The following is a 22,134-nucleotide window of genomic DNA, read 5'->3' as shown; positions in this document are numbered from 1 at the left end:
AATCGAGCCTATCGGAAAAATTCCAAAATTATGAAATAATTCCTACATTTGCAGGGTGATTGAGAAAAGTAACTATTCAGAAAATTATAACCAGAAACAACGCGAAGCGATTGAGTTTTCGGGTAAACATCTATTACTTCTCGCCGGTGCCGGTACAGGTAAAACGAAGACGATTGTAGGTAGAGCAGAATATTTAATAAATAACGGTTTTAGACCCGAAAAAATACAGATTCTTACTTTTACCAAACGAGCTGCAAGTGAGATTGTAGAACGCGTAAAAGCCGGAATATCAGACCAGGATGTGCGCTCGCTTAACGGCTCTACTTTTCACAGTTGGTGTAACCAACTCATCATAAAATTTCCTAATCTTTTTGGAGCAGCCAACTATACGGTAATTGATCCTGACGATCAATTGAGTTTAATGAAAATGGCGTGTGGCACTGCAAAAGAAGATTATGGTAAAACCAGACTAAAGCCTCAACAGCTGTTAGACTTGTTTTCATTTGCCAGAAATACCCGCATAAATCTTACTGAAACCCTTCGGAAAATCATTTTTAAAGGGAAAGATGATTTACAAACTACTGAAGACATCAATGCGCTAAAGCCACAGGTAGAACTGCTTATTAAAGAGTATCAAAGTCAAAAAATGCGCCAGCAGTATTTAGATTATGATGATCTTCTTTTAGTAGTTGCAAATAGGCTCAATAAAGATGAAGAAGCACGACAGATTCTTGCCAAGGCATACGATCATATCTTAATTGATGAGATGCAGGATACAAATCCCTTGCAGTGGTATTTACTTAAACCTTTTGAGCACATATGCAATTTGTTTTGTGTGGGCGATGATGCCCAATCTATTTATAGTTTTAGAGGTGCAGATTTTAAAAATGTGCATTTGTTTACAGAACGTATTAAAGATTCTGAAATTAAGGTTTTAGTCAAAAATTACAGATCTACGCAAGAGATTTTAGATATCTCAAACTGGCTTCTGGAGACCTCTCCTATTAATTACAATAAAAAACTAACAGCGAGTCGTGGTCCCGGAAAATTACCTACTATACTCAATGTTGCCAACCAGTTTGAAGAAGCAAATTACATCGCAAATCATATATTAGAGAGTTTCTCTGAAGGTGGAAATTCGTTTTCAGAGTTTTTGATTCTTAGCAGATCGCAATATTATACGCGCCCACTGCAGGCTGTATTTTTACAAAAGAAAATACCCTATCAAACCTTTGGCGGAAGAAAATTTCTAGAAGCCGCTCACATTAAGGATTTAGTTTCGGTATTGCGCGTCATAAACAATCCTCTAGATGAGATTGCATGGATTCGGTTTTTTACATTTATACACGGTATAGGTGCGGTAAAGGCCACAAATTATATGTCTGAAGTTATGCGTATAGACCGGGAAAATGTAGATGTGGTTGATCTTACCACCATCATTCCGGGTAAGGAAGGTCTTAAAGCTAAAAGTTATTACGAAGCGGCTTACGAGAATAAAGGCAATGTAAAACAAGCCATTAAAGATCTGTATAAGACTATGGAGTTTGACCTTGCTATGAAGTATAGCAAAGACTGGTACGAAAAACGTAAAGGAGATTTCCCGGTGCTAGAAATTTTAGCTGAAAACTACTCGACCCTGGGTGAATTTATTTCTGAAGGTATTCTTGACAATTCGGCAAATGTTGCAGGAAGTAATACGCTGGGTGGCTCAAAAATTAATACCGCAGAACTTAAAGATCATGTGACGATCTCAACCGTACATTCCGCTAAAGGTCTCGAGGCAGATGTATGCTTTGTACTTAATGTTTCTCCTAAAACCTACCCATCTGCCTATAGTTTAGGAAATAATGATGAAGTTGAAGAAGACCGTCGCGTTTTATATGTGGCATTAACGCGCGCTAAAAATGATCTAATAATTACGCGTTCTAAAGAATCTATTAACGCGTATCATCATCAAATCGATGCAGAAGAAGATGACACTTCTAAAAGCGCCTATTTTTTAGAAGGCCTTCCAGAGCATTTAGCACATCAAACTTCGCCAAAAAGTTTTAACGACACCGTTGAAGATGCGAAGAAGGTCAAGCCTATTGATTTAGATTTGGGAATGGATTTTAGCTAATCATCTTAAGTTTTTATTAGTATCGATTTATGTATTATTTATAACTATTTAATATTTCGTTACAAGATATGCCTGTTTCATAGTACTACTTTTATAAAATCTTTCTAGGATAAAAAATTCGAATAGAAAGACCAACATAAAAGGACTATGAAATCACTTAAAAGTAACAATAACGACCACTTCTCCGGCTTAAATAATCTAGAAGATTTTATAGTAGAAAGCGATCATCCCTGTGTAATGGCACAAACGGTTTTTAAAACAAAAGCAGTTAGTCATTTTAAGTTTGACAATATTGAAAATCCGTCAAATGATCATATTATACTTCATAGATTAAAGCGGTATATTGATGCCTATGATTTTAATTCTAAGAAATTTCAAACCTTTATAATAGAATTCACAGACGATTATTGTAAAACTGAAATAGAATTTGAAACTGATTTGTGGAACTTTCTAGGTCGTCTTAAAAAACACGATAAACACAAATGGGACCCTGCTGTAAGTGCAGATGTTACCGATGCTAACTTTAGTTATAGCATATTAGGGAAAGCATTTTATATAATAGGTATGCACCCTAACAGTTCTAGAAATGCACGAAAAACAAAAAACGTAACTTTAGTTTTCAATTTACATCATCAATTTGAAATTCTAAGAAATATGGGCGTTTACGGCAATGTACGCGACCGCATACGTAAAAGAGATCTAGAAAAAAACGGATCGATAAATCCTATGCTAGCAGATTTTGGCAACAGTTCTGAAGCTTTACAATATAGCGGTAGACATGTAACTGAAAAATGGAAATGTCCTTTTAAACACTAAACAACCATGTTAAAAACAATACCAATACAATCTGGAGATTCATTTACTTTAAAAAAAGGCCAATTTTTAAAAGTTATAGATGTAAAAGGTGAGCAAGTAAGTGATCTTGTAGTCTTCAATGCTAATGATTATAACGAGAAAATTTCCGCCGGTAAGAGTATGGATTTTGAAGAATCAATCCTGTTGACTACCGGCAATTTTATTTGGAGTAATCTGGGGAATAAATTATTAAAAATAATAGAAGATACAAATGGTCGTAATGATTTCTTATTGGCGCCTTGTTCGCAAGAAACATTCGAGATTATGTATGGTATAAAAGAAGACCACCCCAGCTGTTTTAATAATCTTACGAATGCTCTTAAAATATTTGATATTCCCTATTACGACATTCCTACAGCATTCAATGTTTTTATGAATGTTCAATTTGACCAGGCCGGAAAAATTTCAGTCTTACCTCCTACTTCTAAAGCGGGAGACTATGTGATTTTTGAAGCACAAATAGATTTAGTAGGTGCCTTAACTGCCTGCTCCGCCAGCGATAGTAATGGTGGTTCATTTAAGCCTATACAGTTTGAAATCTTAGATACAATTTAAAAATGGAGTCTATATTAATAACTGTACTAGGAATCATTGCAGGCGTATTTACAACTATAGCAGTTCTTCCTCAGGTTTTTAAAGTTATTAAGACAAAATCTGCAGAAGATATTTCTATCTGGATGTTTGTATGCTTACTTATAGGAGTAGGATCCTGGACGCTTTACGGTATTGTAAAAGAAGACTGGCCTATCATAATTACTAATGGACTTTCGGTATTATTTAATGGTATTATGGTCTTTATCAAATTGAAATATTCTAAATAACTTAAATTATGAAAGATTTTTTCAAGAAGAATAAACTTTCAATTTATGGAGGGTTAATCACCTTCATATTTTTAGGGGTAGGTGTATTTTTTCTGGGAGATATGAGTGGTTATAAAGCTAAGGAGCTTATTGAAGCTTCTCTATCAGGAATCAATATGCTATGCAATACTATAGTTTTAGGATCTGCCACTATTTTAGCATTACTTTTAACTTTACTGGGAATTAGCACCAGCTCCAATTCAAAATTGAAAAAAGCACATTATAAACAGGTATTAAATATTGCAAAAATTGATACTATTTTATTTATTTCTGCCTTAATAATGTTTCAAATGTTCAATATTCCTATTACGGAATCTGAAAATATGCCTACCGAATGGTTTAAGTATTTATACTGGGTCACTTTATTCTTTTCTTCACTCTTAAGCGGAATGATGGTAACCGTAATTCTTTTACTATATACAACTGTCACTAATATAATTACAATTGTAGGACTTGGTAAGGATCATTATTTAATCTCTGAAGATGAAATTGAAGAGGAAGAGCAGGATTAAAATTTAAAAGAGTAAATCGTATTAATTTAATTAGCAAAAAAAAAGGTAACCGCCCGGTTACCTTTTTTTTTGAAGTATTTTTTATGCTTTTCGCTTTTTCTTTTTATCATCCTGATCGCCGTATTGGTTTACGTGCTTGTCTTTTAAAGGACCTTTATCAATACTTTTTTTATCTTCTTTTTGATCATTTTTTGTCTTATCACTCATAATTTAGAAATTTAAATGAATTACTAATTATTAATATTTACTTCTTAAAGTTGCGAGATTTAGATTTAGATTATAACTCGAAGTATTAGGCAAAAGCAGCATCATTCTGGATTTTGAGGCCTTTATATCAAAATAATAAACGCGCAATTTATAGGTTTCTGAAGATTCTAAATCTGTGAACGATCCGTCGCGTTTTCTAAAACCTCCATTATCTGTATAAGCTAAACTTAAAATGGTTGTGGTATTTAAAAGCGCTATTTTTTCAAGTTCGGCCTCTGAAAATTTATAGCGTTCTAGGAGATCTTTTAAAGTCTTATGATAGTGATTTTGATTAGATAGTTGCATAGCTATAATATTTTCGTTAGTTATATTTTAAATTTAGCAACTTAAATTCAAACGTTATTTCTGAAATATTATAATTGTGCAAAATTTAATATTATTATATAATAAATTGTTAATCTAAAAACGGTTAATTATAAGTAAATCACTTTATACTAATTTGACTTAAAATATAAAATATTGATTATCATTTACTTAGACACTATACACGTTTTATTTCATAAAATTATATTGAATTTGATATGTATCGTTTATAATGTTTGATGGTGAACTAAAATTAAAATTCGTTGCAAAAAAGAAGACTTCATTATCCTTAACTATATTAAAAAAGCGCTTCTGAAACTAAGGTAGTTTGAGAAGCGCTTTTTAAAATTTCTGAAGTAATTAGAAATATTCCCGAATTGTTACGATTGTAAATTATGTAATATTCCTTCCTCTAGTCCACGAAGTTCTGCAAGGCCTTTAAGTCGACCTATTAGTGAATAACCGGGATATTGCTCTTTACCCAATTCTAAGGAATGCAAAAAACCGTGATCAGGTCGTAAAGGCAGATTTACTTTACGCGTTTGCATCAGGTTTACTAATTTTTGCATAATTGCAGCAATAGGATTATCACCATCAAGGTGTGCAGATTCCTGAAAAATATTTTCATCTGTACGTATAATATTCCGAAGGTGTAAAAAGTGAATGCGATCTGCACAATCATCAATTATTTGTAATAAATCATTAGTAGGTTCTGCGCCCAGTGATCCTGTACAATAACATAATCCATTTGCGGTAAGTGGTACTGCGTCAAAAATCTGCTTCAAATCGGCCTGTGTACATACCACGCGCGGAAGACCCATTACCGAAAATGGAGGATCATCAGGATGAATAGCGAGCTTTACACTATATTTTTCTGCTACCGGAGCAACTTCCTGTAAAAAATAAATTAGATGTTTACGCAGCTTTTCATCATCAATATCTTTATAGTTTTCGAGCAAGGTCAAAATTTGTTCGGCGGTAAAATGTCCTTTACTTCCGGGTAGTCCTAAAAGAACGTTTTTAAACAATGTTTTCTTCTCAACTTCACTCAAATTTGTACCGTACTTTAAAGCATCTTTTAATTGTTGCTCAGAATAATCGAGTTCACTACCTGGCCGATTTAAAAGATATACATCAAAAAATATGAATGCCGTGTGATCGTATAATAATGCCTGAGTAAGATCCTGATTCACGTGATTGTGATGTGTGCGTACCCAATCAAGAATAGGCATAAAATTATAAGTGATTACGTATATCCCACAGGCTGCTAAATTTGCAATGCTCGTCTTGTAATTTGCTATATGTGTTTTATAATTTCCATTTTGTTTTTTTATGTCTTCACTTACCGGCAAACTTTCGACCACTGTCCATTCTAATCCTTCTTTCTCGAGTAGAGCCTGTCGCTCCTGAATAACCTCAATACTCCAAACTTCACCTACTGGAATTTCGTGCAACGCAGTTACAATACCGGTTACTCCGCACTGTCTAATGTCGCGAAGTGCAATAGCATCACCGGGTCCAAACCAGCGCATAGTCTGTTGAGTTCTAAATTGTGTTTTCATAATGTAGAATATATCTTAAAAACCAATTGAATTACCACCATCTACACACATCACCACTCCGGTAACAAATTTAGCTTCATTTCCTGCAAAGTAAAATACGGCATCTGCAATATCTGAAGGCTGCCCCATTTTACCCATAGGCGTTCTGGAAAACACTTTATCTTTACGCTGTTGATCACTGTTTAAAGCTTTTGCTGTCATAGGTGTTTCAATAAAACCGGGAGCGATACAGTTTACCCGTATGTTAAATTGAGCTAGATCTACCGCCATGGCACGCGTCATCCCTTCTATTGCAGTTTTACTGGCTGTGTATGCGATTACCTTAGGAATACCGTACTGAGCTGCCATAGAGCTTATATTTACAATATTTCCGCCTCCATTATTTTGCATAACCTTTACCACTTCTCTGCTTATAGCAAATACACTTTTTACATTAGTATGTATGATTTTATCGAAGTCTGCATCGGTAACCTCAGTAAATTCTTTTTTCATATTTATACCAGCGTTATTTACTAAAACATCTATGGTAGTTGATTCTTTAGCAATGTCTGCGATCAATTGCGGTATAGCATCCAGATTATCTAAATCAAATACTACCGGAATTGCATCTGTACCCATCTCACTACAGGCATTTCGTGTTTTTTCGTCATTACGACCTATTACGTAGGTACGATAGCCTGCATTGCAGAATTTTAATGCGGTCGCGTATCCCAATCCTGAATTACCACCTGTAACTATTGCCGTTTTTAAGCTCATTAACTCTTTATATTTTAATTTATAAATATCATTATTTTTTAAAAGTAGGATCAGGTCCCATATAAGAATCTTTAAGACCTCCAAAATCAATAACTACTTTTTGAATTACCATACCGGGATTACCTCCTATTAACTTGAGGGTATGCTTGCCCGGTTTATCGATTAAAATTTTGCTTGAATTTATTGTCGCATTGCGTATTACATTCTGCTTCCAATTAAATGAATATTCAGCTGAAGCAGTCTGCTCCCAACTAACACGACTGTTATCAATTTGTACACCATAAGCGGTACCCGTATTATCGTCTTTACCAAAAACCGGAAGTGCGTAGGTTTGTATCGTTACATAACCCGCTTTATCTGCATAAAAATCATATTCGGTGCTTGTATTAGCCCAACCTTTATCAATTATAGAACCTAATTGTACACTTGCTCCTGCATAGCCCAACTCATCGATTATCTGAATTTTTGAGCCATTTTTTTCAGTTTTTCTTGAGAATTTAGATGGATCTAAAACCACAACTCCGTTGTCCTCAACATACATCACATCGTTAGCAACCTCATCCTTTTTAGAATTAATTGATAGATAAATACGCTGCTCTTTCCCTTCGGAAATAATTGTAATCACTTCTACACTGTTAGCTTTCTCAGGAACTTTAGACCAGTCAATACTAACTTCTACAAGATCTTGAGTAGTTGTTTTACCGTTAGATTTACTCAATTTGATGTAGGGTTTTGATGCTTCAGCTTTCCAGCTTAATGCCGTGTTACCTTTGTTGTAAATTTCAAATGAATGCGATTTTTGAGTATATATTGAAAACTGCGGAAGCACAAAAACACCTGATGAAATAGTTGAGTTCGGAATAAATATTCCCATTTCAGCTTTCTTTATATTGTCAATTGTTACAGTAGGTGGTAATTGCAATTCTGGCAGTCTGCCGGGAGCCGTCATAATACCGTTCCACTTGCCATTTTCAAGATTGTTATATGTTGCGGTTATTTTCGAGAGGCGTTCGTCAAGCATTTTAACTTCTGCAACTAAATCATTTGTTGCGGCTCTACCTTGTTGTGCATACCATCTGTTTTTTTGTGCTGTTAGCATTTTTACATTCTCTAAATATGCACCCACCACCGGATAATAAACTAACTGATAATAAGCTGATTTCTGAGCCTCTGGAAGTTTTTTATAGATCGCTTCAGCTTTGTTTGCAATTGTGGTATAGTCTTGAATACGGGTTTCACCTTCGTTATAATTAGCAAATGAAAACTCAGTATCTATGATGTTTTCTTTAGCATCTAAGCTATTCCATCTCCAGTCCCACCCCATATATTCAGGTTTACGCTCAAAGCCTAAATGAAAATAGGTATTGTAAATTTCCTGAAATTCTTCAGCATATTGTTCACCAAAAATTGACGCTAAGAATTCAGCATTGTACCTGGGCAAAGATTCATAAGTGATAGAATTTATATCCCAGGCAAGATCTAGAAAGAATTGCATACCTAACTCTCCGGGTTTAATATCGCCTACATTTAAAAGCCAATATCTATCTGCACCATTTTGATATGCTTTGTACATCTCTTCATACATTAGGGCCGGTGGGGTGGTATTTAACCATAGATAATCGTTGGGTTCTCCTAAATATGAAATATGATAGTATACTCCTGCTCCACCACTTCGCTGCGCCTCTTTAGGATCGCTTAATTTTTTAATATATCCAAAGTTATCATCAGGCCATACCAGCGTTACATCTTCGGGCAGCTGCATACCACTACGATAAATGTCTAGCACTTCTTTATAAGGAACAAATATCTGCGGAATGGAATCTGCAGGCTTTTCTATATACTTTGATAAAATTACACGCTCTTCTTCAATTACCTGTTCGAGTACATTCGCTTTAGTATATCCTTCCGGAACATCTTTCATACCGGTATCGTGTATACCTCGCATACCCACTGTATAGATATTTTCATAAGGAGCCGCTTCTTGAACCCGCTTGTCGAGTACATTTAAAACGCCCTTTTTATTAGATACATAATCCCAATCCCCATCAACATCGTGATCCCACTCTGTAGTATTGTTATATAAAAGAGGCTCTGCGTGACTACTGGTCATCATTATGGCATATTTATCTGCCACTACTTTATTTTCGGGATATTTAAAAAAGGCACCGGTAACTTCGTGCATCGCCGGAGCAAGCATATTTGCTTTTAAACGCAATAACAATTCGCACACTTTAGCATAGGTGTTGGGGCCTATATCCTTTATTTCAGGATCCATTAACTTAGATGCCCAGGGCTTTAATCCCCAGTCTTCATCGTTAAGAAATACACCTCTGTATTTTACAGAAGGTGCTTTTGATGTAAAATTAGTTTGAGTGAGCATTAACTCTTTTCGCTTTACAACCGGAACATCTGCCCACCAATACCAGGGAGAAACTCCTATTGTTTTAGAAAGTTCAAACACGCCGTAAGCAGTACCTCTACGGTCACTACCAGCAATCACAAGCAGTTCATCTACCCCTGTAAATGGTTTCTTAATGGTTTGTATCGTATAGCGTTCCCAACCGTTTTTAAGATCTTTTGCATCTATTTTGCCTTCTCGTACCAGTTGTTGCAATAAAATATTAGTATCTAAAGATCCTATAAGGATACCATTAGTTACGGGCAAGTCTGAAATTACCTTTGGTTTACTATCTGTAACACGTTCTATATCTTCAGCGAGTAGATTTGCAGCGATCTCCACTACATCTGCATCTGCACGATCATAATATATAGTTACAGCCTGGCCAGCATTTACTATAGAAAAAGCCTCTTTAGAAGAGGCTTTTTCAGCAAGACTTAGCTGTCCATACATGCTTTTAATACAAAAAACAAAAATTAAACAGGCGAATGCATTTTTCAATTTAATAGTATTCATTTTAATTTAGGATTTATAAGTCTGCATTTAATTTTAATTATATCCCGGATTTTGCTGAAGTTCAGCTCCACGGTTTCCTTCTATCTCATCTGCAGGTATTGGCCAAAGATTGAAGTGTTCCTGCATTCCCTGCTGTACATAAAATGGATTATTTTCTATAACGCGATCGTACAACCGACCTGTACGCATTAATGTAAGTCTTCTTTTTTCTTCTAATCCTAATTCACGGGCACGCTCATCTAAAATATAATCTATATTCATTTGACTAGGTGTTGCTAAAGAGGCATTGGCTCTACTACGCACAACATTAACATCTGCAGCAGCTAATGCTGGCTGGCTATTTGCTAAGTAAGCTTCTGCTCGCAGCAAATAGGTTTCTGCTAAACGTAACATATATTGATCTGTATACGTACCTCCTGCAGACGAAGTTAATGCAAATGGCACACTCCCAGGTCTTAGCAAACCGTCAGGGTGATTATAGGGAGTAGTGATTTTTGAAGGATATGCATAAAACTCTCTTCTACGTGGTTGAGTTTCTGTTGACCAGATTGTATCACGACCTATATCATTAGCTAGAATACCTAATGCACTTGAATTATCACGATTATAAACTCTCACAAAATTGTGATTTGCATTTCTAATATCATTAGTAAAATCTGGGTTAGAAGCATCTCCACCCCAAATTTGGTTAGAATAGAACTCAGTTGTAATACCCCATCCAATACCACGACCACCGGTATAGTCTCCTACTGGCCAAGAATTAAACGGTCTAAATCTTAATAATGGTGCAAAATGTCTTTCAAAGGCGTAAGAACCACCTCTATTTCCAGATTGTAAACCACCACCCTGAACATCTAATTCAAACTGAATAACCCATAAACTTTCTTTATTACCGCTAGTTCTGTTTTGATTATTCTTTCTGTATAAATCCCAAAAAACATCTCCAGGAGTTTCGGTAGATCTAGAACCAAAACGTGTACGCATTAAATCTGTATTAGAATCATCTATAACCATAGACGCAGCAGTTATCGCCTCTGTATTCTTACCCAATGCTAAGAATGTTTCAGCCAAATAATGATAAGCAACTAAATTATTTACACGACCGTCTGTAGCTTCTGTTATTGAAGGCAAATTTTGAGATGCAAATGTTAAATCTTCAACTACCTGATTAAGTACTTCTTCTTTAGACGCTCTAACAAAATCTATCTTAGGAGCTGTTACCTCTTCTGTAACTAACGGTACGCCTCCATATAATGTAACTAAAACACGATATGCAAATCCTCTAAAAAAACGAGCTTGAGATATTATATCTTTTGCTTCTGCCTCAGACATTTCAGATGCCGGAGCTCTACCTATAACGGTATTTGCTTCGGCAATAGTCTTGTATAACAAATTCCAATGTGTAGTAGCTATATCACCGTCAGGTCTATAGGCCTGCTCCATGTTTCCGTGTCTTTGAGAACCTCCTGGTTCACCATCATAAACGAGGTCTGTCCCATAAATAAAATCAAAAGGACGGTTCTCATCACGATCATAAAATTGTCTTCTTACTAAGAAATACAAATTATTAACTGAGGCTGTAAAATCTGCATAATTTGTGTACGCATTTGCAGAACTCAAAAAGTCCTCTGGTTTCTCATCTAAAAATTCTTCCTCGCACGACCAGAATAGAGAAACTAATACTAAAAATATTATTGTTTTTTTCATGTCTTTTTTTTTTAAAATGATATGTTCACTCCTAACGAATAGCCTCTCATTAATGGTCTACCACCGTTTCCTAATCCTACACCATAAATGTTTCTATTAGTATCTTGAAATTCTGGATCCCAACCATTCCAATCTGTCCAGGTAATTAAGTTCTTACCGCTAACAAAAATGCTTAATCCTGCTATAGAAAGCTTGTCTAAGAATTCGCTATCAAAATTATATTTTAGGTTAACATCCTGCAGGCGTACAAAACTTCTACTTTCAAGTCTTGCACCGGTAATCCCAGAACTGTTTGATGATAAGGCATTCAATCCATTAGGGTTTGATGGTGACCAATAGCTTATACCACTTAATCTGTTTTGATAAAGTGTATTTGCATTTCTAAATACCGAATTATCATTATAGTTTAAATAATTATCATTACCTCCTTGAATTGAATTGATAAATACACTTAAGCTCAATCCTTTATAGCTAAACGTATTTAAAATTGAAAATCTGTAGGCCGGATCTCTGGTACCTAAAATCTTACGATCATCAGCTTGAGTAATTTCACCATCTCCGTTTTGATCAACTATTCTATATCTTCCTGGGCCATATCCTTCAGGAATATTCTCTTCACCTAGTTGATAAATACCATTAACTTCATAACCGTAAATTGCATTTATAGATTCTCCTATAAATAATCCACTTTGTATAAGGTCATCTTCAACACCATCTCCATCTGCGTCTTCACCGGTTAGTGCTAAGATTTCATTTTTATTAGTAGAGAAGTTACCCGTCATAGACCACGTGAAATTTTGAGTACGTATAATATCACCAGTTAATGATATCTCAAGACCCCTGTTTTGAAGCTTACCTACATTTGTTTGAATACGATTAAAACCTGTTAAATAAGGTATACGTATTGCAAATAGTAGATCATCTGTAATATTATCATACACATCGATATTACCTGTTAATCTATTAGAAAATAATGCAAAATCAACACCTAAATTCAAACCGGCTGTTTTTTCCCATCTAAGATTAGGGTTAGCCAGAGAGTTTAACTCTTGTCCAAAAGCAGGACCAGAACCATCTCCAAAAACATATGCAGCACGAGTACCTATACGAGCTAAAGATGTATATCGTGGAGTTTGATTACCACTTACACCATAACCTACTCTAAGTTTTAAGTTATTAACCCAATCTACGTTCTGCATAAAAGATTCATTCGAAACACTCCAACCAAAAGCACCTGATGGAAAGTATGCCGTCTTTTCATTATCTGCAAACCCCGAAAAACCATCCCTACGTATTGTTCCTGTTAAAATATAACGGTCATCAAACTTGTAGTTTGCTCTAAACATTTGATAATTTAAACGCTCTGTATATGCAGAAGACCCTACAAACTGAAGAGCACCTACACTAAGATCATTATAGCCTAATGATAATCTATCAAAACCTGAAGCATATGCATTTGTAGTTTCGTCCCTACGCTCTACTGCACCGTATAATAAGGTTGCTCCTATATCGTGTTTTCCAAAAACCTTGTTGTAAGACAATATGTTGTCTAAAGTGTAATCTTTGTAAAAACGTATAAATTTACCAGCATCACCAGTTTGACCTGCGGCGTAGATACTTGAACCGTAAGCCTTATCAATTCTATAATTATTACCAAAATTGATTCTATATTTCAAACCATCTATAAATGGTAAACTAATTTCAGAATATAAATTAGCAAAAAAGTAGTCGTGACGCTCATAATCCTGAGTATTTGATCCTAAAAAAGGGTTAGGCTCAATAGTACCTGCAGGGTTAGGTATTAAGTCACCATTCTCATCACGTGGCACTAATAACGGCGACATATTTACTAACTGAGATAGGCTTGGCTCATCACCGTCTTGCTTAACAAATGATCCAAAGGTTTGAACACCTACTTTCCACCAGTCAGTTGCATCTGCATCAAGATTCACACGCACACTCTTTCGGGAGAAATTATCATTTTTAATATAACCTTCCTGCTCTGTCAAACCTACAGACATTAAGTAACTGATGCGGTCAGAACCACCGGTTACATTAATTTTATTTTCCTGCACAAAACCTGTCTGAGTACCTTCTTCCCACCAGTCATAATCTGTAGTTTTAAATTGACCTGGATTGTCTGGGTCTTCTAGTTCAAAATTAGGATTGATTCCATTTCCATTTCCAAAATATCCTGTAAAATCTGGATTAGGCGTTGTAAAGTCTGGACCTAAAAATGCGATATCATACAATTGGGTATTTATAAAATCAAGATATTCGGTTCTTCGCATAGGCCTAAGATCTTCTGAAGGTCCTTGAGTTGCGTATGATGAAGAAATCGTTATTCTTGGTTTTTGATTACGTTTTCCTGTTTTACTGTTAATTAAAATAACTCCATTAGCTGCCTGAGCACCATAAACTGCAGTAGAACTTGCATCTTTCAAAACGTCTATAGATGCAATATCGTTAGGGTTTAGTGCAGAAAGAGAACCATTATATTGAATACCATCTAAAATAATTAGTACATCACGATTACCACCTAGCGTACTTGTACCCCTAATTGAAATTTCTGGTGTAGAACCTGCACTGTTTACCTGACCAATATTTAAACCAGGAACCGTACCTTGTAAGCTTTGTGCTATGTTTGTATTAGGGGCGTCTTCAAAAGCTTCTAAGTTTGCACTTGCAACAGCACCGGTTACATCACTACGTTTTTGAGTACCATACCCAACAACAACAACTTCATCTAAAGATGCTACATCATCTTGCAAGGCAACCTCAATAGTTGTTTTTCCGTTTAATGAAATCGTTTGCGTTTTAAAACCAATAGAAGAAAATACCAGTTCTGCAGTAGCTTTATTTTGTACTTCTAAAGAAAAATTACCGTCAATATCAGAAATAGCACCGTTAGATGCACCTTTCTCAATTACGTTCACATAAGGAATAGGTAACTTATTAGCATCAGTCACTTTACCTTTAATTACATCCTGAGCTTGCAGTCCTAATGCAAAGCCCAAATAAATAAAAATCGAAAGAATTCGATTTATAGGTATTTGTTGTTTCATAAAAATTAAATTTTAATTGGTTTTGAACTCGTACTCATTTATCTGAATTCCAAAATTAACAAAAAATTTAGACTACACAATCGATTGCGTAAATAAAATGTGTTTTTTACATTTTAAATGAATTCTTCAAGCTAACCGAGATTGAAAATTTAATTATTCCTTAGAAAAAAAGTACAGAGCATTCAATATCAGCACCCTAAAATTTTAATTTTAAAGTCTGAATTTTCTTAGTATTTAAATATCAAGATTAAAAGTTGCACAACCGATTGTTGCGTAAATGAAGTCTGAAGTACTTAGATTTTTAGTGAGGATTGTCTACTTATTAAATCGGTTTCTAAAATCGTTACCTGAGTAAGTGTGGTATCAATTTCTGTATGTTCAAGATGATTTAAAATACATTTTGCAGACAATTTGCCCATCTTAGAGGCAGGATGCGTAATCGATGAAAGACCCGGTTCTATTATTGAACAAACAGGATCGTTATTAAAACCAATGATAGCGAGATCTTCAGGAATTTTTATTTGATTCTTTTTTGCGTATTGGATGGCACTTACAGCTGCAGTATCATTTGAAGAAAAAATACCATCTGGCGGATTTTCTAGACTCATCAACTGTTTAGTCGCTTTCTTACCTTCTTTAGCACTTAAGGTTTCAAATTGAATGATCAACTCTTCAAATACCGGTAAGTCATATGCTCTTAACGCATCTTCATATCCTCTTCTACGCTCTTTATAAATATTTCGATTTTGAGAACCAGCAAAATGTGCAATTCGTTTACATCCATTTTTGATTAAATGCTCTGTAGCTTTATAACCCGACGCATAATTGTCTATTACAATATTGTAGGACGGAAAAGATTCTGGTACGCGATCAACAAATACTATAGGTATTTGTTGATGTAAAAAAGGTTCAAAATGACTATAATCAACTGTCTCCATAGATAGTGAAGTAATTATACCTGATATACGCATATCATAAAGCGTTCTCGCATTTTGTACCTCGCTTTCATAACTATCATTACATTGTATTATAATAACAGTATAACCTGCTTTTTTGGCCTCGTCTTCTATCCCACTAATTAGCGAAGACATAAAGGGTCTGTTAATGCGCGATATAAGTACCCCTATAGTTTTACTCCGGTTATTACGCAAACCTGCAGCAAGAGAATTTGGCCTGTACCCCATCTTCTCTGCTTCTTTCTTAATAAGTTCTTTTGTAGATTTTCCTATAGAATGATGATCGCGTAAAGCTCTGGAAATTGTAGAAGTAGAATACTTTAACTTCTTGGCTATGTCATAAATGGTAATTTCCTTTTTTTGCTTCATCTTTTCAACGTGATCGAGGTCATTCTACAATTTTGATGTATTGAGTTTTTCGTAAAAATAGAAAAGTTTTATAAACATAAGTGTATAATCAACATTATACCTTCTGCCAAAATTGATATTTAAATAATGTAAAAAGATTGATTTAGATTATCCTTAAGCTTTCCGCAGTACTTCGAGTGGCGAACTTTTAATAACACTTCTACTGTTACTGAGGCCTATCGCTAAAACTAAAAGTGTGATTCCCGGTAGTAAAACAAAAAATGGAATCCACGAGGGAACAAAGCTGGTATCAAAAACAAAATATGCCAGTAACAAACTACCTATTAAGGATAAAAGTATACCCGACAAAGAACCTATAATACCTAAATATAAATATTCTAAGCCCTGTATTTTTAATATTTGTCGCCCCTTTGCTCCAATCGTACGTAAAAGAACACTTTCTCGTATACGCTGATATTTACTCGTACGAACCGCTCCTAAAAGGACAATGATACCTATTAGAATACTAAAAAATGCCATAAAATTAATAATGTAGCTAATTTTAATAAGCAATTCTTCAATAACATTAAGTACCTGTCGTAAATCTAAAATTGATAATGTAGGATATTTTGTCACTAACACACGCTGTATAGCTGCGGAAGCTTTATCATTAGCCACATTTGTAGTAATTACACCAAATTGTGGTGCATTTTCTAAAACTCCTGCCGGGAATACTATTGAAAAATTTAATTGCATTCTACTCCAGTCCACTGTACGTATACTGCCTATTGTTGTAGTTATTAATTTGCCCTGCACATTAAAAACAACTTCATCTCCAAGTGCTACCTGAGCATCTTGTGCAAAATTATCACTCACCGAAATAGGAATTTTTTCAAATTGAGGAGACATTCGCGCTGTAAATGTTCCTTCTTGCAAAACCTCTGAAGAGATTAGCGAATCCCTATATGTGGTTCTAAATTCGTGATTGAGAATCCATCTGTTTATTTGGCTTGTACTATCGAGTTTAAGATCGGTATTGGTTCTACCATTAATACTTTGAACCCGCATTGTTACAATGGGTATTTGATCTAAAGCATCTAAACTGTTGTTTTCTAAAGTAGTTACCAACTGTGCCATTTGGTCTTTTTGCACATCGAGCAAAATCATATTAGCACTTTCGGTATTACCATCTAACGCGGCCTGAGCTAACAAAATGTCTTTTGTAAAATAGAGCGTACTTATTAAAAAAGAACCCACGCCAATAGCTAGAATTAGAATAACTGTTTGATTTTTTGGCCTGAATAAATTACGTAAACTTTGTCTCGAGGTAAAGCTCCATGAAGTGGGAAAATAACGACGAAGCGCACGCATAAATACACGTGCTATTCCTGCCAGAATACTAAAGGTGATTAAAATTCCTGCCAAAAATCCTAAGGCATATCTCCAGTCTTGCAATAGCCAAAGTGCAAATAAGAATACAAATACAAGGATTGCCAGGGTTACGCCTAATGCTGTTTTACGCGATTGTGTACCCGTTTCTGTTACCCGTAATGCCTGAAGCGGAGAAACCTGTAAGGTATTTAGCAATGGGTATAACGCAAAAAGTACAGACATAAAAACACCGGTTACGATTCCCATTACAATAACCAGCCACGAGAACGTCAATGTTACATCTACAGGGAGTAAATCTTTTAATAGTAGCGGAAATAGCTGCTGTAAAAATAAACCGGCAAGTGTTCCTAAAATGCCACCCACAAGACCTAAAACGGCTATTTGTATCAGGTAGATAAGAAAAGCCTGTTTATTTGAAGCTCCCAGACATTTAAGAACGGCTACAGATTTTAATTTCTCACGTATATAGATCGTAGTGGCGCTGGCAATCCCTACACAGCCTAAGAGTAAAGCAATAAAACCTACCAGATTTAAAAACTTACCAAAATTAGCATAGCGATTTCCCAATCGTTCACTTGTTGCTAAATGGGTGTCAAGATCTGCCTCTACTGCGTCTAAACGATCTGATACAGCCAATTCTAATTTAGTCAAATCAGTTTGAGGTGATTTAAAATAATATTCATAAGCAATACGACTTCCCACTTGCACAAGACCGGTTTCTGCAATAACCTCATAAGGAATCACGACCGGTGGTGCTATTGCACTGAAAACCGCATTACTTCCGGGAATGGCTTTTAGTGCTCCTAACACCGGCAAGGTTACAGCCCCTAGTTTTATACTATCGCCGATTTTGATGTTTAGCTGTAAAATCACGGTAGCATCAATTAATGCTCCTCGTTGCTCCTCATAATTTATTGCTGCCTTTTCTGGTGTGGTTTCTAATTTTCCGTAGAAAGGAAACCCTTTAGAAATACCACGTACCTGAACAAGTTTAGTAGCATTATTATTAGGAAACAATGCCATAGAAGCAAACGTAATTTCTTTTGCATCTGCACCTCCCAGAGAATCTACGATAAATAAAGCTTCATCTGTAAGTTCGCTGTCGCTATCTATTTTAAAATCTGCACCCATTAAACCTTTAGACTGCAGCGCAATATTTGTTTTCAACGTTTCTCCAAAAGACTGAATAGAAACGATAGCGGCGATACCCAGAACAATTGAAAGCATAAACAAACTTAACTTTCCTGCACTTGCCCTAAAATCTCTCCAGGCCATTTTAAATAACCAGTAGGTTCCTGCCTGATTCTTAATAGATTTAGACATGGACTGTATTTGTTAAGCTTGCTATTTTACCCCCTTTTATAGTAAGAATGTTCTGTGTTTTCTTTGCCAAATCCATATCGTGAGTAACCAACACAAGGGTGGTACCTAATTCTTTATTGAGTTCAAAAAGTAATTCTACTACCTTTTCACCGGTTTCTGCATCGAGATTTCCGGTAGGCTCATCTGCAAATAATATTTTAGGATCGTTTGCAAATGCTCGAGCCAGTGCAACACGTTGCTGCTCACCTCCAGATAATTGAGAGGGATAATGGTTTCCCCTATTTCCTAAACCTACTTTCTCTAAAAGCGTTTTTGCTTTAGATAATGCATTTTTTGAACCTTGTAATTCTAACGGAATTGCAATATTTTCTAATGCTGTTAATGTTGCCAAAAGTTGAAAATCCTGAAAAACAAAACCTACGTGTTTGTTACGCAGCGCTGCTCGTTCATCTTCAGAAAGGCTACTAAGTACAATACCATTTAACGTTACCGTGCCCGAATCTGGCTTATCGAGACCTGCACAAATACCTAAAAGCGTTGTTTTACCACTTCCTGATGGGCCAACGATGGAAAAAGTCTCCTTTTCTGTTATACTAAAGTTAATATCTTCAAGTACAGTGAGCTTTTTAGATCCACTAGTATAGCTTTTTTCTAAATTTGAAATCTTTAATATGGAAGTCATTGCGTGATTGTTTGTAACAAAGAATTATTTTGACCAACTATTAGTCTGAAACCTTACAGAAACTAACAAAATACGTTGATTTCTGTTTCTTAAATTCCGCTTTGCGGAAAAATAACCAATTGCAGTTAATTAAAAATTAGATCACTTTGAGAACCCTGTTAATGTTTTGTTGTTTTTTGTTTTTTGTAGCATCAACATCTTGTAAAAATACAAATGAATCCCAGCCTGTAACACAATCAGATAGTATTAGCACTACTGAATCTAATGGTGTAGAAAAAGATACGACACTCAAAACAATATTATTTTTTGGAGACAGTCTTACCGCAGGTTATGGGCTTGACGACCCTGACGATGCCTTCCCGGGTTTAATACAAGATAAAATAGATAGTCTGGGTATTTCATATCAAGTAGTAAATGCGGGTATTAGTGGGGAAACCACCTCTGGGGGTAAAAACAGATTAGACTGGATTTTAGAAACAAACATTGATATTTTTGTCTTAGAATTAGGCGCTAATGATGGTTTGCGTGGAATTCCTGTTGCTGAAACTAAAGCAAATCTACAATACATTATAGATGAGGTAAAAGCTCAAAAACCCACTGCAAAAATCGTACTTACCGGTATGCAATTACCTCCTAATTTAGGTACAGAATACACTGCAGATTTTAAAGCTCTTTTTTATGACTTAGCAGAACAAAACAATATAGCGCTAGTGCCATTTTTACTAGAAAATGTAGGCGGTATAGCACGTTTAAATCAGGCTGACGGAATACACCCTACCGCAGAAGGACATAAAATACTTGCAGCTAATGTATTCCCGATTTTAAGACCGCTATTAAAATCAAATTCAACTGATTAAATTCACCAGATCTTTAAATTTTTCGCGAATACCAGTTCTAGCTTTAAGCTGTGATAAATCCCTAAATAGACTTATTTTAAAACCTCAATGACTTCTAAAGAATCTAATCTTGAGCAGCTCTACGATTATCTAAACGACGAAGAAGATGCAAGAACGTGTAAGGCCATAGACGATAAGGCTTGTAAGGAGACTCCAAAAAATTATTTTTTATTGCTTGTAAGTAATATGCTTACCTCACTTGGCGATACGCTAGGTAACCCTAAAACAGTTCTAACCTGGGTGATGAGTTATGTAAATGCTCCCGTGATGCTCATAAGTTTTATCGTACCCATACGAGAATCAGGCTCCATGCTTCCGCAGTTATTCATAGCGCACTACATTAGACAAAAACCGGTGCGTAAATACGTTTGGGTTTTGGGTTCTGTATTGCAATTTCTGGCAATTGCCGGTATTGGTCTTGTCGCCTTATCTTTTGAGGGTAGTGCAGCCGGTTGGCTCATTATAGTTTGTTTAGTAGCCTTTAGTCTGGCACGCGGTCTCTGTTCTATTGCTTTTAAAGATGTTTTAGGGAAAACAATCCCCAAGCAAAAACGTGGAAAATTAAAGGGGTATACTGCATCAGTAAGTGGAATTTTAGTTCTTGCTGCCGGACTTTTTATTCTTTATAAATCAAAAGAAAATGTGGGCATTGAATTTTACAGTTATCTCATCTTTTTCGCCTCAGCATTATGGCTAATTGCCGCGCTTATTTATGCAAATATTAAAGAATTTCCCGGTGAGACTGAAGGAGGTAAAAATGGTTTTAAGGAAGCATTAAGCAGATTAAGTCTTTTAAAAGAAGATAAACAATTCCGCAATTTTGTAATTACAAGATCTTTATTGCTGTGCTCTGCTCTCACCGCTCCCTTCTATGTGCTATTAGCGCAACGTTATGTGGGTAAAGAAGCGTATTTACTTGGTTTGTTTGTAATTGCTAATGGGGTCGCATCTATCATAAGTGCTCCAGTTTGGGGCAAAATGGCTGATAAATCAAGTAAAAAAGTAATGACCTATTCTGCGATTCTTACCGCAAGTTTAGGCTTACTAATTGTTGGTATTATTCAGTTTATACCTGCCTGGCGTGATGAGGTATGGCTCTACCCCGTAGCCTTTTTTATTTTGGGCATTGCACATCAAGGAGTAAGACTGGGTAGAAAAACCTATATCGTAGATATGGCTGAAGGCAATCGCCGTACAGATTACGTTGCAGTAAGCAATACACTTATTGGTTTTATTCTTTTAATTACCGGTGGTATTAGCGCTTTAGCTTCAATGATTTCGGTAGAAGGTATAATCGCGATTCTTTCTGGTTTAGGTATTTTAGGTGCTATAAAAAGTGCCACATTGCCTAACGTAGAATAAAAAAACGCCGCCTTTTAGGCGGCGTTTAATTTTAATTATATCGGCTGCATCCTGGATGCCCTTAGATATTAAAGATTACTTCTTTTTAGAAGCAGTCTTCACCGGCTTTACAGCAGCAGGCTTAGTAGCCTGTTTAGCTGGAGCAGCCTTTTTAGATGACTTATTTGTTGCCATTGTAATCGTAATTAATACCACTAATGTATAACGAATTTCAATCCCTTTTTCATAAATATTAATGCATAAGCGTTAAAATTA

The 22,134-nt window shown here is 35.6% G+C and carries 18 protein-coding genes; 8 read left to right on the top strand and 10 right to left on the bottom strand.

From position 1 onward, the window contains the following. Positions 1 to 55: 55 nt before the first annotated feature. From ACEN25_RS02240 to ACEN25_RS02220, 5 genes are all read left to right on the top strand, one after another. Positions 56 to 2,119: an ATP-dependent helicase gene (locus tag ACEN25_RS02240; protein ID WP_441801455.1), complete on the top strand. Its 2,064-nt coding sequence runs from the start codon at positions 56 to 58 to the stop codon at positions 2,117 to 2,119. A 147-nt stretch (positions 2,120 to 2,266) separates the two neighbouring features. Then, positions 2,267 to 2,935, top strand: a complete 669-nt coding sequence (gene gntA, locus ACEN25_RS02235; RefSeq protein WP_441801454.1) for a guanitoxin biosynthesis heme-dependent pre-guanitoxin N-hydroxylase GntA — start codon at positions 2,267 to 2,269, stop codon at positions 2,933 to 2,935. A 6-nt stretch (positions 2,936 to 2,941) separates the two neighbouring features. Next, positions 2,942 to 3,529: a DUF1989 domain-containing protein gene (locus tag ACEN25_RS02230; protein WP_441801453.1), complete on the top strand. Its 588-nt coding sequence runs from the start codon at positions 2,942 to 2,944 to the stop codon at positions 3,527 to 3,529. A 2-nt stretch (positions 3,530 to 3,531) separates the two neighbouring features. Further along, positions 3,532 to 3,795 (top strand): SemiSWEET family sugar transporter, encoded by a 264-nt coding sequence (locus ACEN25_RS02225; protein WP_441801452.1) that lies wholly within the window; start codon positions 3,532 to 3,534, stop codon positions 3,793 to 3,795. An 8-nt stretch (positions 3,796 to 3,803) separates the two neighbouring features. Next, positions 3,804 to 4,346, top strand: coding sequence for a hypothetical protein (locus ACEN25_RS02220; protein ID WP_441801451.1), 543 nt, complete (start codon positions 3,804 to 3,806; stop codon positions 4,344 to 4,346). A gap of 81 nt (positions 4,347 to 4,427) precedes the next feature. On the opposite strand, the gene ACEN25_RS02215 is transcribed toward ACEN25_RS02220, so the two are convergent. The 10 genes from ACEN25_RS02215 to ACEN25_RS02170 form a co-directional block, all read right to left on the bottom strand. Beyond that, positions 4,428 to 4,553 (bottom strand): hypothetical protein, encoded by a 126-nt coding sequence (locus ACEN25_RS02215; RefSeq protein WP_441801450.1) that lies wholly within the window; start codon positions 4,551 to 4,553, stop codon positions 4,428 to 4,430. 30 nt (positions 4,554 to 4,583) lie between these two features. Further along, positions 4,584 to 4,898: a hypothetical protein gene (locus ACEN25_RS02210; RefSeq protein ID WP_396510490.1), complete on the bottom strand. Its 315-nt coding sequence runs from the start codon at positions 4,896 to 4,898 to the stop codon at positions 4,584 to 4,586. A 398-nt stretch (positions 4,899 to 5,296) separates the two neighbouring features. Beyond that, positions 5,297 to 6,478, bottom strand: coding sequence for a mannonate dehydratase (gene uxuA / locus ACEN25_RS02205; protein ID WP_441801449.1), 1,182 nt, complete (start codon positions 6,476 to 6,478; stop codon positions 5,297 to 5,299). Positions 6,479 to 6,493: 15 nt separating this feature from the next. Then, positions 6,494 to 7,234, bottom strand: a complete 741-nt coding sequence (locus ACEN25_RS02200; protein WP_441801448.1) for an SDR family NAD(P)-dependent oxidoreductase — start codon at positions 7,232 to 7,234, stop codon at positions 6,494 to 6,496. Positions 7,235 to 7,265: 31 nt separating this feature from the next. Beyond that, positions 7,266 to 10,148: a glycosyl hydrolase 115 family protein gene (locus tag ACEN25_RS02195; protein WP_441801447.1), complete on the bottom strand. Its 2,883-nt coding sequence runs from the start codon at positions 10,146 to 10,148 to the stop codon at positions 7,266 to 7,268. 33 nt (positions 10,149 to 10,181) lie between these two features. Next, positions 10,182 to 11,855 carry a RagB/SusD family nutrient uptake outer membrane protein gene (locus tag ACEN25_RS02190; RefSeq protein ID WP_441801446.1) on the bottom strand — a complete coding sequence of 558 codons (1,674 nt, stop codon included), beginning with the start codon at positions 11,853 to 11,855 and terminating at the stop codon, positions 10,182 to 10,184. An 11-nt stretch (positions 11,856 to 11,866) separates the two neighbouring features. Continuing rightward, positions 11,867 to 14,920, bottom strand: a complete 3,054-nt coding sequence (locus ACEN25_RS02185) for a SusC/RagA family TonB-linked outer membrane protein (protein WP_441801445.1) — start codon at positions 14,918 to 14,920, stop codon at positions 11,867 to 11,869. Between the two features lie 293 nt (positions 14,921 to 15,213). Next, positions 15,214 to 16,245, bottom strand: a complete 1,032-nt coding sequence (locus tag ACEN25_RS02180; protein WP_441801444.1) for a LacI family DNA-binding transcriptional regulator — start codon at positions 16,243 to 16,245, stop codon at positions 15,214 to 15,216. Between the two features lie 153 nt (positions 16,246 to 16,398). Continuing rightward, positions 16,399 to 18,939, bottom strand: a complete 2,541-nt coding sequence (locus ACEN25_RS02175; RefSeq protein WP_441801443.1) for an ABC transporter permease — start codon at positions 18,937 to 18,939, stop codon at positions 16,399 to 16,401. Next, positions 18,932 to 19,621: an ABC transporter ATP-binding protein gene (locus ACEN25_RS02170; protein WP_441801442.1), complete on the bottom strand. Its 690-nt coding sequence runs from the start codon at positions 19,619 to 19,621 to the stop codon at positions 18,932 to 18,934. The genes ACEN25_RS02175 and ACEN25_RS02170 overlap by 8 nt, the downstream gene beginning before the upstream one ends. Positions 19,622 to 19,767: 146 nt before the next feature. Here ACEN25_RS02170 and ACEN25_RS02165 point away from each other — a divergent pair, with 146 nt between their 5' ends. From ACEN25_RS02165 to ACEN25_RS02155, 3 genes are all read left to right on the top strand, one after another. After that, positions 19,768 to 20,478, top strand: a complete 711-nt coding sequence (locus ACEN25_RS02165) for an arylesterase (RefSeq protein ID WP_441801441.1) — start codon at positions 19,768 to 19,770, stop codon at positions 20,476 to 20,478. Between the two features lie 87 nt (positions 20,479 to 20,565). Next, entirely contained in the window at positions 20,566 to 21,879 is a 1,314-nt protein-coding gene (locus tag ACEN25_RS02160; protein ID WP_441801440.1) for an MFS transporter, read from the top strand. A 55-nt stretch (positions 21,880 to 21,934) separates the two neighbouring features. Beyond that, entirely contained in the window at positions 21,935 to 22,084 is a 150-nt protein-coding gene (locus ACEN25_RS02155; RefSeq protein WP_441801439.1) for a hypothetical protein, read from the top strand. The last annotated feature ends 50 nt before the right edge of the window (positions 22,085 to 22,134 follow it).

The sequence above is a fragment of the Leeuwenhoekiella sp. W20_SRS_FM14 genome (assembly GCF_052119605.1).
Classification (GTDB): Bacteria; Bacteroidota; Bacteroidia; order Flavobacteriales; family Flavobacteriaceae; genus Leeuwenhoekiella.
Note: the sequence above shows the minus strand (reverse complement) of the source record. Positions and strands in the feature narration are given on the sequence as shown.

What these genes read in the sequence shown, in the direction of transcription:
- ACEN25_RS02190 (WP_441801446.1), bottom strand. Translation starts at nt 11,855, where the DNA reads ATGAAAAAAACAATAATATTTTTAGTATTAGTTTCTCTATTCTGGTCG.
- ACEN25_RS02225 (WP_441801452.1), top strand. Translation starts at nt 3,532, where the DNA reads ATGGAGTCTATATTAATAACTGTACTAGGAATCATTGCAGGCGTATTT.
- ACEN25_RS02180 (WP_441801444.1), bottom strand. Translation starts at nt 16,245, where the DNA reads ATGAAGCAAAAAAAGGAAATTACCATTTATGACATAGCCAAGAAGTTA.
- ACEN25_RS02170 (WP_441801442.1), bottom strand. Translation starts at nt 19,621, where the DNA reads ATGACTTCCATATTAAAGATTTCAAATTTAGAAAAAAGCTATACTAGT.
- ACEN25_RS02185 (WP_441801445.1), bottom strand. Translation starts at nt 14,920, where the DNA reads ATGAAACAACAAATACCTATAAATCGAATTCTTTCGATTTTTATTTAT.
- ACEN25_RS02160 (WP_441801440.1), top strand. Translation starts at nt 20,566, where the DNA reads ATGACTTCTAAAGAATCTAATCTTGAGCAGCTCTACGATTATCTAAAC.
- ACEN25_RS02220 (WP_441801451.1), top strand. Translation starts at nt 3,804, where the DNA reads ATGAAAGATTTTTTCAAGAAGAATAAACTTTCAATTTATGGAGGGTTA.
- ACEN25_RS02155 (WP_441801439.1), top strand. Translation starts at nt 21,935, where the DNA reads ATGCCCTTAGATATTAAAGATTACTTCTTTTTAGAAGCAGTCTTCACC.
- ACEN25_RS02195 (WP_441801447.1), bottom strand. Translation starts at nt 10,148, where the DNA reads ATGAATACTATTAAATTGAAAAATGCATTCGCCTGTTTAATTTTTGTT.
- ACEN25_RS02175 (WP_441801443.1), bottom strand. Translation starts at nt 18,939, where the DNA reads ATGTCTAAATCTATTAAGAATCAGGCAGGAACCTACTGGTTATTTAAA.
- ACEN25_RS02200 (WP_441801448.1), bottom strand. Translation starts at nt 7,234, where the DNA reads ATGAGCTTAAAAACGGCAATAGTTACAGGTGGTAATTCAGGATTGGGA.
- gntA (WP_441801454.1), top strand. Translation starts at nt 2,267, where the DNA reads ATGAAATCACTTAAAAGTAACAATAACGACCACTTCTCCGGCTTAAAT.
- ACEN25_RS02215 (WP_441801450.1), bottom strand. Translation starts at nt 4,553, where the DNA reads ATGAGTGATAAGACAAAAAATGATCAAAAAGAAGATAAAAAAAGTATT.
- ACEN25_RS02210 (WP_396510490.1), bottom strand. Translation starts at nt 4,898, where the DNA reads ATGCAACTATCTAATCAAAATCACTATCATAAGACTTTAAAAGATCTC.
- uxuA (WP_441801449.1), bottom strand. Translation starts at nt 6,478, where the DNA reads ATGAAAACACAATTTAGAACTCAACAGACTATGCGCTGGTTTGGACCC.
- ACEN25_RS02230 (WP_441801453.1), top strand. Translation starts at nt 2,942, where the DNA reads ATGTTAAAAACAATACCAATACAATCTGGAGATTCATTTACTTTAAAA.